The 15,056-nt window shown below is 64.5% G+C and carries 12 protein-coding genes; 1 reads left to right on the top strand and 11 read right to left on the bottom strand.

Features of this window, described 5'->3' with window-relative positions; genetic code table 11:
• The first annotated feature begins 70 nt into the window (after positions 1–70).
• Entirely contained in the window at positions 71–1,969 is a 1,899-nt protein-coding gene (locus PVW48_RS07065; RefSeq protein ID WP_274580838.1) for a capsular polysaccharide biosynthesis protein, read from the top strand.
• Here the strand turns inward: PVW48_RS07065 and ribD are convergent.
• The 11 genes from ribD to PVW48_RS07010 form a co-directional block, all read right to left on the bottom strand.
• Positions 1,966–3,063: a bifunctional diaminohydroxyphosphoribosylaminopyrimidine deaminase/5-amino-6-(5-phosphoribosylamino)uracil reductase RibD gene (gene ribD / locus PVW48_RS07060; protein WP_274580837.1), complete on the bottom strand. Its 1,098-nt coding sequence runs from the start codon at positions 3,061–3,063 to the stop codon at positions 1,966–1,968. The genes PVW48_RS07065 and ribD overlap by 4 nt on opposite strands.
• Before the next feature lies 1 nt (position 3,064).
• Positions 3,065–3,532 carry a transcriptional regulator NrdR gene (gene nrdR / locus PVW48_RS07055; RefSeq protein ID WP_012178924.1) on the bottom strand — a complete coding sequence of 156 codons (468 nt, stop codon included), beginning with the start codon at positions 3,530–3,532 and terminating at the stop codon, positions 3,065–3,067.
• A gap of 159 nt (positions 3,533–3,691) precedes the next feature.
• On the bottom strand, positions 3,692–4,111 hold the full coding sequence (locus PVW48_RS07050) for a secondary thiamine-phosphate synthase enzyme YjbQ (protein WP_012178925.1): 420 nt from the start codon (positions 4,109–4,111) through the stop codon (positions 3,692–3,694).
• A 49-nt stretch (positions 4,112–4,160) separates the two neighbouring features.
• Positions 4,161–4,622, bottom strand: a complete 462-nt coding sequence (locus PVW48_RS07045; protein WP_044027820.1) for a hypothetical protein — start codon at positions 4,620–4,622, stop codon at positions 4,161–4,163.
• Between the two features lie 255 nt (positions 4,623–4,877).
• On the bottom strand, positions 4,878–5,318 hold the full coding sequence (locus PVW48_RS07040; RefSeq protein ID WP_044027822.1) for a hypothetical protein: 441 nt from the start codon (positions 5,316–5,318) through the stop codon (positions 4,878–4,880).
• A 33-nt stretch (positions 5,319–5,351) separates the two neighbouring features.
• Positions 5,352–7,346, bottom strand: coding sequence for an RNA polymerase sigma factor RpoD (rpoD, locus tag PVW48_RS07035; RefSeq protein WP_274580836.1), 1,995 nt, complete (start codon positions 7,344–7,346; stop codon positions 5,352–5,354).
• A gap of 121 nt (positions 7,347–7,467) precedes the next feature.
• Entirely contained in the window at positions 7,468–9,420 is a 1,953-nt protein-coding gene (gene dnaG / locus PVW48_RS07030) for a DNA primase (protein ID WP_274580835.1), read from the bottom strand.
• Positions 9,421–9,475: 55 nt separating this feature from the next.
• Positions 9,476–10,018 carry a sarcosine oxidase subunit gamma gene (locus PVW48_RS07025; protein ID WP_274580834.1) on the bottom strand — a complete coding sequence of 181 codons (543 nt, stop codon included), beginning with the start codon at positions 10,016–10,018 and terminating at the stop codon, positions 9,476–9,478.
• A 28-nt stretch (positions 10,019–10,046) separates the two neighbouring features.
• A complete protein-coding gene (locus PVW48_RS07020; RefSeq protein WP_274580833.1) occupies positions 10,047–12,989 on the bottom strand; it encodes a sarcosine oxidase subunit alpha family protein in 2,943 nt (980 codons plus the stop codon).
• Positions 12,986–13,249 (bottom strand): sarcosine oxidase subunit delta, encoded by a 264-nt coding sequence (locus PVW48_RS07015; protein ID WP_274580832.1) that lies wholly within the window; start codon positions 13,247–13,249, stop codon positions 12,986–12,988. The genes PVW48_RS07020 and PVW48_RS07015 overlap by 4 nt, the downstream gene beginning before the upstream one ends.
• A 427-nt stretch (positions 13,250–13,676) precedes the next feature.
• Positions 13,677–14,927, bottom strand: a complete 1,251-nt coding sequence (locus tag PVW48_RS07010) for a sarcosine oxidase subunit beta family protein (protein WP_274580831.1) — start codon at positions 14,925–14,927, stop codon at positions 13,677–13,679.
• Positions 14,928–15,056: the final 129 nt, after the last annotated feature.

Here is a 15,056-nt window from a genome sequence, read left to right as displayed (position 1 = left end):
TTCTTCGCTCAGCCACCTGCGGGATCGGGACCTCCGCCGCATTCTCATCCTTGCGGGCTCGCGATTGACCATGGCCAGACCGGGGAGCACACGCCCGCTTGCGCTTTGGGGCAATGGCGGCAAGAGCGCGCGGCGCGGAACCGCTCTTGCCAGATGCCTCGGCGCGCCTTGCGTCTATCTCGAAGACAGCTTCCTGCGCTCGGTTCTGCCCGGGCGCGCGGGCGCACCGGTCCATGGTCTCACCTTCGACCGGCAACGCCCGTTTTATGACAGCACCGGTCCCAGCGATCTTGAGGACATGCTCAACACCGCGCCCCTGTCGGACACCGTGCGGGGGAAGGCGATTATAGACGCGCTGATCGAAGCCGATCTGAGCAAGTACAACACCCACGATCCGACCCTGCCCGCTCCGGCGGGGCCCTATGTCCTCGTGATCGACCAACTGCGCGGCGATGCATCGATTGCCGGCGCGGGCGCGGATGCCGCGCGTTTTACCGAGATGCTGGAGGCCGCACGCGCAGACCACCCGGGCAAGCAGATCATCGTGAAGGGTCACCCGGCAGCGACCGACGCGCGGCCGGGGCATTTTGGCTCCGCATTTTCGGACCCGGTCTCGCCCTGGACCCTGATCCGGGGCGCCGATGCGGTCTATACGGTCAGCTCGCAGATGGGGTTCGAGACGATCCTATCCGGCAAGCGGCCGCAGATCTTCGGCACACCTTTCTATGCGGGCTGGGGTCTCAGCGACGATCGCGTCCCGGTTCCCCGGCGCAAGCGAACTCTCGATCGCGCGCAACTTGCACTGGCTGTCCTCGGTCTCTACCCGATCTGGTATGACCCCTGCCGCGACCGACTCTGCACGGTCGAAGAGGTGATGGCGGCCCTTGCGGCCCGCGCCCGCGCCTGGCGGCAGGATCGGGCCGGATATGTCGCCCATGGCATGCGCCTGTGGAAACGCGCATCCATGACCGCCTTCCATGGGGACGGACCTGTGCGCTATGTCTCTGGCGAACAAGAGGCACTGGACCTTGCCGACCGCAGCGGTCGCCCGATCCTGAGCTGGGCCAGCCGCACGCCACCGGCCATTGTCGATGCGGCGCGCCAGCGCGATGTGCCTCTGCTGCGGGTCGAGGATGGCTTCCTGCGCTCCCGCGGACTGGGCGCGAACCTCGTGCCGCCGCTGTCCCTCGTCCATGACCGGCGCGGCATTTACTATGACCCGACTGTCCCCAGCGATCTGGAGCATCTGATTGCGCGCCGTGCCGCAATCGGCAGCACTGCCCGTGGGCGCGTCCTGCTGCACCGGCTGCGGGCCTCCGGACTGAGCAAATACAATCTCGACCTGCCCGGCTACAGCCCGCCTGACGCGCACCGCCGCTGCATCCTGGTCATCGGACAGGTCCGCGATGATGCCTCCGTGTTGCTCGGACAGAGTGGGGTTATCCCCGACATCGAACATTTGCTCTTGGCCGCCCGAACCGCCAATCCCGACGCCCATATCGTCTACAAACCCCACCCGGACGTGGAGGCTGGCCTACGAGACGGGTCGATCGAGAGCGAACAGGCCAATGAGATCGCGCGGCGGGTCGACCCGGTATCGGTACTGGCAGCCGCGGCGGAGGTCTGGACCCTGTCATCGCTCATGGGGTTCGAGGCACTTCTTCGGGGCAAGCCGGTGGTCTGTGCAGGGATTCCCTTCTATGCGGGCTGGGGTCTGACCCGTGACCTCGCCCCTGCCGATCACCCGGCCTTCGCGCGGCGAACGGCTCGACCGGATCTGGCGGCACTGGTCGAAGCATGTCTGATCGACTACCCGCGCTATCACGATCCAGTCGCGAACCTGCCCTGCCCTGTCGAAACCGTGCTCGATCGGCTGGAACAGGAAACAGACGCAGCGCGTAAGCCGTCCTTGCGTTTTCTTGCCAAGCTGCAGGGACTTCTCGCGTCGCAATCGTGGATCTGGCGTTAGGTCCGGGCCCATTCGGTCAGGACATCGCCGCCCACTTGCCGCACCCCGAGCCGTCTGAAGCGCGGCGCATCTGCCAGCAGGTTCACCCCAAGATCACCGAGCCCCGGCATCCCGTCCGCCCCGATCACGCAGCCCGCGGAAAAAACGGCGAGCCTGTCAACGCAGCCCGCCCGCAGCAACCCCGCCGCAAATGCGCCGCCGCCCTCGCAGTAAACGCGCGTCAGACCCCGCTGCGCCAGGGTCCGGAGCAAACTTTCGACAGAGACGCCTTCGGCCTCTGCGGCCACTTCCACACACTTCAGTCCTGCCGCACGCGCCCGCGCGATCCGCTCCGCGGGCGCCTCTCCACCGTGGCAGAGCCAGACCGGCGCGTCGGCTGTCACGCTCTGGGAGAGGCGGGAGGGAATGGGCACGTCCAGACCCCGGCTCGCGACCACCCGCACCGGTTGCCGCACAACGCCGAGACTGCGAACCGTCAACGTGGGATCATCCGTCCGCGCAGTCCCGGCCCCGATCAGCACGGCGTCATGCCGTGCCCGCAGGGCATGGCCGTACCGGCGCGCCTCGGCCCCCGTGATCCATTGGCTTTCCCCTCGCGCGGTTGCGATGCGGCCGTCGAGTGTCAGCGCCAGTTTCAGGGTCACCATTGGGCGGCCAAGGGTTACACGGTTCAGGAAGCCCAACTGATCCTCCCTCGCCGCAGCACGTCCGACGCCTTCGGTGACGGCAACGCCGGCGGCGCGCAGGCGGCTATGCCCCTGCCCTGCGACACGTGGATCGGGATCTTCCAGCGCCGTGACAACACGGGCCACACCAGCAGCGATCAGCGCATCGCAGCACGGGCCGGTCTGTCCGTGGTGGGCACAGGGTTCGAGGGTCACATAGGCCGTCGCACCGCGCGCTGCCGCCCCGGCCTGCGCGAGGGCCACGACCTCCGCATGGGGGCGCCCGCCGGACTGGGTGCGACCGCGCCCGACCACGCGTCCGTTCGGCGCAACCAGCACGCAGCCGACCGCCGGGTTCGGCCAACACTGGCCGAGACCGCGCCGCCCCAGGGTCAGCGCAACCTGCATCCAGCGCAGGTCGTCGGACATGTCAGCTGTCTTTGCCGGTCGGCGGCCGCAACTCGCTCACGAACTTGTCAAAGTCATCCGCCGCCTGGAAATTCTTGTAAACGCTGGCAAACCGGACGTAACCCACCGTGTCGATCCGGGCGAGTGCTTCCATCACGATCTCGCCGATGGTGGCCGAGGGAATATCGGTCTCGCCCATGCTCTCCAACCGCCGGACGATGCCGGAAATCATCTGATCCAGACGATCAGGCTCCACCGGCCGTTTCTGCATGGCGATGCGGATTGAGCGTTCCAGCTTATCGCGGTCGAAATCCTCGCGTTTGCCGGAAGATTTGATAACCACAAGGTCGCGCAACTGCACCCGTTCATAGGTGGTGAACCGCCCCCCGCAGGCCGGGCAGAACCGGCGCCGCCGGATCGCGACATGGTCCTCGGCGGGGCGGGAGTCCTTGACCTGCGTGTCTACGTTTCCACAAAATGGGCACCGCATCGGCGTCTTCCCTCCACGTCCTTATGGCCTGTTGGCGCGTTATCCACAGGCACCATAGGCATATCCCAATCCGTTGGGTAGAGGGCAATTCGACCTGCCGTATCTTGTGTGTAATCTGGGCGACACAGGCGCGAAAGTGCCTTTAATCCCGCCTCCCGGTCAGCGCAGGAGCGCCACGATCTGCCGGGTCTGCGGCCGGTCGCGATGCTCGACGACATAGATCCCCTGCCACGTCCCCAAGGCCATGCGTCCGCCGATCACCGGGATCTGAAGCGATGTGGGCAACAAAGCCGCCTTGATATGGCCCGGCATATCATCAGGCCCCTCATAGGTGTGGGTGAGATACGCCATGGATGGGTCGGTTGTGGGCGGCACAAGACGTTGAAAAAATTCGGTCAGGTCCGTGCGCACCTCCGGGTCCGCGTTCTCCTGAATCAGGAGCGAGGCGGAGGTGTGCTGGATATGCAAGGTGAGCAGGCCCTCTGCCACGTCTTGTGCTGCGATCCACGCCGCCACGTCGCGCGTGATCTCGGTCAGGCCCGGCCCGGAGGTGTCGAAGGTAAAGCACTGATGGGACATGGTGCTGGTCCAGAAGGGCAAAGGCCAAGCAAAGGGCCGCAGCGCGGCATCAGTCGTCGCGGCGCCGCTTGTTCGGAGGTTCGCAAAAAGAAAGGCCGGAATTCACGCTGCGATGCTCCCCAGCCTTGCGCGGATTTATCGTCAGACCCGTCGGCGGCAGGCTGCCGGATGCCGATCTCGGAACGATCCCGAACAGAACGCTTTTCGCACCGGAGCGCGTGGCGCTTGCTCCTTCGGGTCGTACGATGACGAGCCGATCAGATGGACTGGCGCCCAGAAACCGCTTGGAGAACTCGGCCGCCGCACAAAAATACTTCGGCCCCGACGCGCCCGGCTTGGCATACACCTCTACAACGGCCTCCGGCTCTGCGCTGAGGACCACGCCAAACTCGTTAATGGCACGATACGGCGTGTCTGGCGTGTAGCGCTCTGCAAGCTCTCGCGCACCTGCCGTCGAGACACCGCCCCCGAACAAAATCACCATAATAAAAGCCAGCAAATTGCGGGGCATGATTTCTCCTCCTTCGGGCAGATGTGGCGGTGGTCTGCCGCCCATGTTTGCGACAGCTTACATGCCGCATTTCCGAGCGAAAACCCTCAGGGGAGAGTAATACCCGCGGCGGCGAGCACCATGAAGGCGCCGATCAAACACAGGAGTCTATGGGTCTGGGTCACAGGACGTCCTCACATCAGGTGCAACGCAACCTACGCGGCAAGTGCGCAAAAGCCAGTGTGCAACCCGACGAATGCTCGGCAGCTACGCATTTCAGGCGCAAAACTGCCGAGAAACGACTATCGAACGGCTTTCCCCGGTTTGGTCGATACGAGGTGCTGAAATATTGGTCGTTTCGGAATCCGCGACTTCCGCAGCAGGGACCAACTCGAACCCCACCGCGCGACGGTTGTCTTGGGTCTGGCTGGGCCCGAGTTCTGCAATCACGCGCACGTGGTCCCTGGTTTCAGCCCGCAAGACCGCCTCCGCGTAGCGTGCGGCAGCACAAAAATATCCTCGACCCATGGCCCCGGGGGTGTCCAGAACCTCGAACCTGCCAGGGCCATTTCCCAGGGGCACCACCTTGTGCCCGTTGGGCGCCGAGTAAGGGCGCTGTGCACTGACGGAGGGGCTGGGGATACGATCCCTGACCGTGTAGAGAACCAGCGCCAGAACGGCGATGCCCAAAACGAACAAGATCGTTTTGCCGCTCATCTCAAATGCCTTCCGCCAGCCGCGGCCAAGCCTTTACTGGTCCAGGAAACTGCGCAGCTTCCGGCTCCGGCTGGGATGCTTGAGCTTGCGCAGAGCTTTCGCCTCGATCTGCCGGATGCGTTCGCGGGTCACGCTGAACTGCTGACCAACCTCTTCGAGCGTATGGTCGGTGTTCATCCCGATCCCGAACCGCATGCGCAACACGCGTTCTTCGCGCGGGGTCAGCGAAGCCAGCACCCGGGTCGTGGTCTCTTTCAGGTTCTCCTGAATGGCCGAGTCCAGCGGCAGAACCGCATTCTTGTCCTCGATAAAGTCCCCAAGCTGGCTGTCTTCCTCGTCGCCGATGGGCGTCTCGAGGCTGATCGGCTCCTTGGCGATCTTCATCACCTTGCGCACCTTTTCCAGCGGCATTTGGAGCTTTTCAGCCAGTTCTTCCGGCGTAGGCTCCCGACCGATTTCGTGCAGCATCTGCCGCCCTGTCCGAACCAGCTTGTTGATCGTTTCGATCATGTGCACCGGGATACGGATCGTGCGCGCCTGATCCGCGATGGACCGGGTGATCGCCTGACGGATCCACCACGTCGCATAAGTCGAGAACTTGTAGCCGCGGCGATACTCGAACTTGTCGACGGCCTTCATCAGGCCGATATTACCTTCTTGGATAAGGTCCAAGAACTGCAAGCCGCGATTGGTGTATTTCTTGGCGATGGAAATTACGAGACGCAGGTTTGCCTCGACCATTTCCTTCTTGGCCTGCCGGGCTTCTTTCTCACCCTTCTGAACCTGTTGTACGATGCGACGGAACTCGGTGATGTCCACACCAACATAGGTGCCGACCTGCGCCATGTCGGATCGCAGCTCTTCGATCTTGGTGGTAGAGCGTTCAATGAACGCTTGCCAGCCACGGCCCGGCTTCTCGGCCATCCGCTCCAGCCAGGTCGGGTCCAACTCGTAGCCGCGATAGGCTTCGACGAACTCGCGGCGGTTGATCCGCGCCTGATCGGCAAGCTTCACCATGCTCGAGTCGATCGCCATGATCCGACGGTTGATCCCATAAAGCTGGTCGATCAGCGCCTCGATACGGTTGTTGTGCAAGTGCAACTCGTTGACGAGGAGAACGATCTCTGCCCGCAGCTTCTGGTAGTTCGACTCGTCCTCGACCGAGAAGCTCTCATCCTCGTTCAGCGTGGCCGAAATGCGCAGATCCTGCATCTCGCTCAACTGTGCATAGTCGCGCGCGATCAGGTCGAGCGTCTCCAGCACCTTGGGCTTGAGGGCCGCTTCCATGGCAGCGAGTGACATGTTGGCCTGATCGTCCTCGTCGTCTTCATCGTCGGTCTTGGCAATCGGGTTGCCGTCCGCGTCCAGTTCCGGCTCGTCGGACTTCTCCGACGGGGCGGCCGGGCTGTTGGCTGCCATTTCCACGACACTGGAACTGTCTTCGTCCTCGTCCATGGCCCCACCCATGGTGGCCTCCAGGTCAATGACGTCCCGCAACAGGATGTCCTCGGACAGCAGTTCGTCGCGCCAGATCGTGATCGCCTGAAAGGTCAGCGGGCTCTCGCAGAGCCCCGCGATCATGGTATTTCGGCCCGCTTCGATCCGCTTGGCGATGGCAATCTCGCCCTCGCGGCTCAGCAGTTCGACAGACCCCATCTCGCGCAGATACATCCGGACCGGGTCGTCGGTGCGGTCGAGCGTCTCCGACGAGGAGGTAGAAACCGCCACTTCGCGGGAACTGGAGGATTCGACCACCTGCGTCGATGCATTCGCGGGCGCATCGCCGTCCTCGGCCTCGTCTTCCTCGATGATGTTGATGCCCATCTCGGACAGCATGGACATCACGTCCTCGATCTGTTCCGAGCTGACCTGATCCGGCGGCAGAACCTGATTAAGCTGATCGTAGGTGATGTAGCCGCGCGTCCGCGCTTCGGCGATCATCTTCTTGACCGCCGCTTGGCTCATGTCGAGCATTGCCTCCGCGTCTTGGTCATCGGTCTTGCGGTCGTCAGTGTCTTTGGCGGCCATTCAGATTTCCTTGATTAAGGGAGCGTGCCGGTTTCGCGGGTTCCCACCCAAAAACGAATCAGGTCCAAAGTGATTCGCGCTCTCCACTTTTACCCGTGTTTACTTAACTTTCCGTACGGGGTCAGCCCCCGTTCGACCGTCCTTTTGCAAAGCTGATCCCATTTAACAGGTTATCAAGGGCATTTCGCTCGTCCCGACTGATTCGTGCCCCGTTGTCGGCAATGTCGTACTCTGTCGTGTCCGTTTGCGAGATGCGTCCAGCCGCCTCCCGCGCTTCGGCTGCCTGTCCCAGCCGCCATGTGAGATCCTCATCGGCCACGGAGGCGAAATCCTCGATCGCGTCTTCCATCTCTCGCTGCCAACCGGTCCGCGCAGCCAATTTTGCGAACCCCTCGGCGACGGTCATGCGCGCCACTTCGGGATCGCAGCCCGGCCGCAGCGAAGGTGAAATTGTCACATGGCGCTCCGAAAGGATCGCTTCAAGGGTCTGAGCGCAGCTTGTTCCTTCGAGCGAGATCTCCGGCGCATCCGGGTCCGGCATCATGCTGGCCAAACGCGCAGCCATGCGGGCGAAGGCCTCGGTTCCGAACCTGTGGTCGAGAAGATCGCTCTCGAACTCCGCGATCAAACCGGGATGGGCACAGAGCGTGGCAAGGATAACGCTCTCCTGCAGCAGGTCTTCACGGTCGGCAGTGACGAGGGCTGAGCTGCGCGTGGTCTGTGTCGGGCCCTCTTGCCCACGCTTGCGCCACGGGCCTGCAGGCCCCGAACGCCCCTTGCTCGGCCCATAGCCGAAGAGCGCGTCCAGCCGGGTTTTGATTTCCTGGCCGTAATGCTGCTTGATGGTGGGGTCGGTAATCTTCGCCACGGCCTGCCGCAGCGCCTTGCCCAGCGCGGCCTTGCGCTCGGGACTGTCAAACACCTTGCCCGCAGTTTCGCGCTGCCATAGCAGCTCCACCATGGGCTTGGCCTGATCCAGCAGGGCAACCATGGCCTCCGCCCCGCCAGCGCGGATCACGTCGTCGGGGTCCTGTTTCTCCGGCAGGATGCAAAAACGCATCGACTTGCCCGCGGTGATCAGCGGCAAGGCAAGATCCACGACCCGCTGACCCGCCTGCAGGCCTGCGCGGTCCCCGTCCAGCGCGAAGACCGGCTCGGGCGAAATCCGCCAGAGCAACTCGAGCTGCGGCTCGGTCACCGCCGTGCCCAGAGGCGCCACCGCCCCGGCGAACCCGGCCTCCGATAGGGCAATCACATCCATGTAGCCCTCGGCCACGATCAGCGGGGAGGACTTGCCTGCCGTCTCCCGGGCCCGGGCATGGTTGAAGAGCACCCGGGACTTGTCGAAAAGCTCGGTTTCCGGGGAGTTGAGGTATTTTGCCCCGTCTTCGGGGTCCATGGCCCGCCCTCCGAAAGCGATCGCCCGGCCTCGCGCATCCCGGATAGGAAACATGATCCGGTTGCGAAATACGTCGTAGGGTCGACCGCCCTCCTTGCGGGACGGCTTGGCCAGCCCCGCATCGAGTATCAGGTCCTCGGCCACGCCCTTGCCGCGCAGATGGTCCCAGAGGTGTTGCCATCCGTCGGGCGCAAATCCGATCTCCCACCGCGCCTGCGCCTGTTCCGACAACCCGCGGCGCACCAGATAGGCGCGCGCCTCCGCCGCCGCGGCGGTTTTGAGGTTGAGACGGAAGAACTGAACCGCCTGCTCGGCGACCTCGCTGAGTTGCGTGCGTCGGTCCGCCTTGGCGGCCGCTTGCGGATCGCGGGCGGGCATCGGCATTCCGGCTTCGGCGGCGAGGATCTCCACGGCTTCCATGAAGCCCACATTCTCGGTCTCGCGCACGAAGGAGATCGCGTCCCCCTTCGCGTGACAGCCGAAGCAGTAGTAGTACCCCTTGCGATCATCGACGTGGAAGCTGGCTGTCTTTTCCTGGTGGAAGGGGCACGGGGCCCACATGTCGCCCTTGCCCTGCTGGGATTTGCGCATATCCCAGATCAGCTTGCGCCCGGCCACCTGCGCCATGGAGACGCGGCTGCGCAGCTCGTCAAGGAATCCCGGTGGAAGGCTCATGCTCCATCATATCGGGCGCTAGGGGGGGCAAGTCCAGAGCCACCGCGCGATGATTTCACGGCGCAGCATCTCCGGTGTCGCGGTCACGCGCGGCACGCGCGGCCACGGACTTCATCGCTTGAGATAATTTGTCGAGGGCCGTCAACCGCATGGACCGCATAAGCCAGATCTCCACTGCAGCGGGCAGCGCAACCAGCAAGACCGCCATATGAGCGAGTTCTGTGCGCGCCGTCTGGCCCTCCGTAAAGGCTGTGTCCCGCAGATCAAGCGGCGTCAGCCGTGCAAGCACCTCGCGGGCCTGCGACCCGCTCAGCCGCAAAACCACCCAAGCGTCCGACTGATCCGTGAGCGCGGCCTCGCCGCACAACAGGTCAAGCGGTGGCACCTCGCCCACCAGGAACGCTGTGTCCCGCCCTGCCCAGAGGACACGCAAGTCTTCAAAGTCGGCCGATCTCCCCGGCTCCGGGAAGGGTATCCCGGTCAACTGGGCCAGTTTGGTAGAGACCGCTTGCCCCGCGCCGGGATAGGGCTGTACCGACATGACGGTTCCAACCGCGACCTCGGTCAGCGCGACCGTTCCGATCTTTACCGCGGGCAAAGGACATGCGGGTGCGAGTGAAGCGGGGTCAGCCACGGGCGCGCCCTCCGTCGGGATCAAAGAACACGGGATCCGTCACCTCACACTCAGTGGTCACCCCCCGCAAGTGATCGACCATCATCACCCGCTGCCCATGCCGTGCCCGACCTCGGCGCAGGAAGCCGAGCCCAATAGGCGTCTGTAGCGTCGGTGAGAAACACACGCTAGTCACGTAGCCCTGGTCGGTGACCCGCACCGCCTCTGCCCCGGGCTCGAACAGGTGCGCCCCGGCCAACAAAGCGGTCCGCCCGTCGCAGGGCCGCAGGCCCACAAGTTGCTCCCGGTCTGGGTCGGTCAGGCCCGGGCGCTGACTGGCGGTCTTGCCGATGCAGTCCTTCTTGGCTGACACCATCCGCCCCAGCCCGACATCGTCCGCGGTGACGCGGCCGTGGATCTCCGCATGGGTCACGAACCCCTTTTCGATCCGCAGCACGTTGAGCGCCTCCATCCCGTAGGCTCCGCCGCCCATGGCCTCGGCCCGGGCAACCAGTTGCTCGAACAGCGCAGCACCGTAGCGGGCCGGGATAGCGACTTCATAGGCGTGTTCTCCCGAGAACGAGATGCGGAACAAACGACCACCCACACCCCCCAACCGCACCGCCCCACAGGCCATGAACGGAAAGTTGGCATTCCTCACCGGCGCGTCCAGCAGATCGTTGAGCAACGCGCGGGCTTGCGGCCCCGCCACGGCGAATTGCGCCCAATTCTCGGTGACGGAGGTAAAGCGCACCCGCATCGTCGGCACCAGGCATTGCTGCACGAATTCAAGATGCTGCATGACCTTGTGCGCTGCGACGGTTGTTGTTGTCATCACATAGTGCCCCGGCCCGAGACAGGCTGTCGTGCCGTCATCCATCACATGCCCGTCCTCGCGCAGCATCACCCCGTAGCGCACGCGCCCCGGTTTCAGGGTCGAGAAGGTGTTGGCATAGACCAGGTCGAGAAACGCCCCCGCATCGGGGCCCTGCAACTCGATCTTGCCGAGGGTGGAGACATCGCACACCCCGACCGCACTGCGAACATGGCCGACCTCCCGGTCGCAAGCTTCGCGCCAGGTCGTCTCGCCGTCTCTGGGGAAGTAGCTCGGGCGATACCACAGACCGGCTTCGACCATGGGTGCACCGCGCGCGAGGCTGCCTGCATGAGACGTGGTCAGCCGATCCGGCGCGAACCCCTTGCCCTGCGCCCCTGCGCCCAGCGCGGCGAGGGAAACGGGCGTATAGGGCGGGCGGAAGGTGGTTGTCCCGGTCTCTGGGATGCCCCGCCCCGTGGCATCGGCGAGCACCGAAAGCGCCAGCACATTCGACACCCTGCCCTGATCCGTGGCCATGCCTTGGGTGGTGTAACGCTTCATGTGCTCGACGCTGGTCATGTTCTCGGACGCGGCCTGTCGGACATCCTTGACGGTCACATCGTTCTGGAAGTCGAGCCAGGCTCGGCCCAGTGCGCCCTTGGCACCGTCGACCGCATAGATCGGCGACAGGACGTAAGGCGCGTCATCTGCCTGCGGGATCGGCATGGAGGGCGGTGCCAGCCCCAGCGACTCCAACGCCTTGCGCGCCCGGAACACCCCCGATTTCAAGGCCCCATGGGTGGAAAACACCCCCGCGGCCGCCCCGGCCACATCGAGACCTGGCACCGCCCCAGGCGAAGGCACGAAAGCATGCAGCGCAGGGTTCCAGGTGGGGCGCTCGTTCATGTGGCAGGTCAGATGCAGGTTTGGGTTCCAGCCGCCAGAGACGCCAAGGGCGTCCACCTCGATCTGCCGCCGTCCGTCCGGGCCATCGACGGTGATCCGGCGCAGGCCATGGCGGCCCCTGGTGTCAACCACGCGTGCCTCCCGGAAAACCGGGTAGTCGCCCTCGGGCGTCTCGGCGCGGGTATCCACCACGGCAGCCACCTCGACCCCGCTGGCGACAAGGTCCCGGGCCGTGCGGTACGCATCGTCATTGTTGCAAAAGAGCGCCACGCGCGGCCCCGGCACAGTGCGATAACGGTTGGCGTAGGTTCGCAGGGCTGCGGCTGACAGGATGCCGGGACGGTCGTTCATCGGGAAGGCGATGGGCCGCTCGGACGCGCCGGCACACAGGATCGCGCGCCGCGCCGCGATGCGCCAGAAACACTCCCGCGGCAGGGCGGGCGCCGGGTCGGCCAGGTGCAGGCCCACCCGCTCCAGCGCTCCGTAAATGCCGCCGTCATAGGCCCCGGTCACCGTGGTGCGGGTCATGACCCGGACCCGCCCACTCGCCACCAGCTCCGCCACTATCCGGCTCACCCAATCCTGCCCTGAGGCCTCGTCGACTTCCTCCTGCTCGGAAAGGAGCCGCCCGCCACAACGGTCACCCTCCTCTGCCAAGATCACATCCGCACCCGCCCGGGCCGCGGTAAGGGCCGCCATCAGCCCCGCAGGCCCGGCGCCGATCACCAGCAGGTCGCAATGGGCATAGGCCTTCTCGTAAGGCTCGGTGTTGGTCTGACCCGACAGGGCACCCAACCCTGCCGCCCGCCGAATTGCGGGCTCATAGAGCTTTTCCCAGAAGCTGCGCGGCCACATGAAGGTCTTGTAATAGAACCCCGCCCCGAGGAAGGGCGCCGCCAGATCATTCAACGACAGCAGGTCGAGGGTCAGCGACGGCCACCGGTTCTGGCTGGTGGCGTAGAGCCCCTCAAAAAGTTCGGCCTGCGTCGCACGCACATTCGGCACCTGGCGCGCGAATTTGCCCACCTGCACTAGGGCGTTGGGCTCTTCGGAACCCGCCGACCAGATGCCCCGGGGGCGGTGGTACTTGAAGGACCGAGCGACCAGCTTCACCCCGTTCGCCATCAACGCCGAGGCCAGCGTGTCCCCAGCAAACCCGCCCATCCAACGGTCGTCGAACTGAAAGCGCAGCGGCGTGTCCCGGTCGAACAGGCCCGCACCATCGAGCCTCATGGCGCAACCTTTTCCGACGCGAGGGTGACCGCTCCGATCTCGTGGGTGACGGTGTTGCGCTGCACATGGAGCCACGCACCACAGCCCAGCCCGTGATACCAAAGCTCTCCGGTCTCACCTGCCGGATTGTCCCGGAGATGCAGGTAGCCATCGAGCCCCTCCGCATCGCCGGGTGCAGGGCGGTCGAGGTAGGTCTCGTGCCCCAGATAGGTGAATTCCCGCAGGTCGCGATTGCCACAAAGGGGACAGGGAATGCGCACGTCGCTTGCCTTTTCGGTTGCACCTCCCGGGTACTAAAGCGCGGCCGAAGCCGCGTTACAACATCGTCGCGACACGGAATGGAAAGGTTTGCGACGTTGTGGAGAAAAATGCGAGGCGGACACGGACCGCGCGACGGTCAGCCCGTTGAAGCTGCGCTGGCCTGCGTGCGGGACCATGGCTGTCGTAGATTTTCAGCGGAACCACGGCTTGGAGAGCTTGCCGCCAGGGCTTTGACCGCGCTCCCGGGCTTTCGCAATGCCAGCGACTTCAATGGTACGGCTCTCGGTCGATCGACAACAATGTGCCGGGATGCGCCACAGATGGCGCGTTGAGGATCTGCGGGTTACTGAAGTCCGTCGACGGGCTATTCGACATCGATTTTACGCGCACGGATATGGCGGGGCCGGGCCAGTGCCGATCCTCGGCTCAGTGTAGATTGTGCTGACTGCCCGTGGCTTCCTCGTCGATCAGGTGCCCCGTGCGGAACCGGTCGAGCCGATAGCGTCGAGCGATCTCGTGTACCGTATCCGTGGCCATGAGATGCGCCATGCACCAGCCTGAGGCGGGCACTGCCTTGAACCCGCCATAGCACCAGCCCGCGTTGACATAGAGCCCTTGTACGGGGCTGTGGTCGATGATTGGCGAGCCGTCGGGCGTCATGTCCATGATCCCGCCCCAGGAGCGCAGCATCTTCGCCTTGCCGATCATCGGCATCAGGGTCATTCCCGCCTCAACAACGTGCTCGGCCATCGGCAGGTTGCCGCGCTGCGCATAGGAGGCGTAGAAATCCAGGTCCCCGCCAAACACCAGACCGCCCTTGTCGGACTGGCTGATATAGAAGTGACCCATGCCATAGGTAATCACCTGGTCGATGCAGGGTTTCAGCCCTTCGGTCACGAAGGCCTGCAGGATGTGGCTCTCGATGGGCAGACGGAAGCCCGCCATCTCGGCCACCTGCCCCGAGCGACCCGCCACGACCATGCCGACCTTGGGGGCGCGGATCTCCCCGCGCGTGGTCTGCACGCCCTGTACAGCGCCGTTCTCGATCAGAAATCCGGTGACTTCGCAATTCTGGATCAGGTCGACACCACGCTGGTCGGCTCCGCGGGCATAGCCCCAGGCGACAGCGTCGTGGCGCGCGGTCCCGCCGCGCTTGTGCCACAGCCCGCCATAGATCGGATATCGGGTCTGGTCGAAATCCAGATAGGGCACCTCGCGGCGCACACCCTCCCGATCCAGCAGGATCGCATCGTCACCCTGGTTGATCATGGCGTTGCCGCGGCGGGCAAAGGCATCGCGCTGCCCGTCGGAGTGGAACAGATTGATGATCCCGCGCTGGGAGTGCATCGCGTTGAAGTTCAAATCCGTCTCCATCCCCTCCCATAGCTTCAAGGAATGGGAATAGAACTCGGAGTTGCCGGGCAGCAGGTAGTTGGCACGTACGATAGTGGTGTTACGGCCGATATTGCCGCTGCCGAGATACCCCTTTTCCAGCACCGCAACATTGGTCATCCCATGATTGCGCGCAAGGTAATAGGCCGTGGCGAGCCCATGCCCGCCCCCGCCGATGATGAGCGCATCGTAGGCGGGCTTCGGCGCGGGGCTGCGCCACAGCCGGGGCCAAGCCTTGTTGCCTGAGAGCCCTTGTTTAAGAAGTTCCAGCGCGGAATAGCGCACCCTGCCCTCGCTCGGTTTGTCTGCGGTCCGGTGTCCGGCCGCGCGGGTACCTTGGGCCGCCTGGCGCAAGTTCCGCAGGATCACAGTCCCTAAACGACCTGCGAACTGCAAGCTTCTGACGCGGCTTAA

Origin of the sequence: Dinoroseobacter sp. PD6 (assembly GCF_028807315.1) — a bacterium.
In the GTDB taxonomy this organism is placed as follows: Bacteria; Pseudomonadota; Alphaproteobacteria; order Rhodobacterales; family Rhodobacteraceae; genus Dinoroseobacter; species Dinoroseobacter shibae.
Note: the sequence above shows the minus strand (reverse complement) of the source record. Positions and strands in the feature narration are given on the sequence as shown.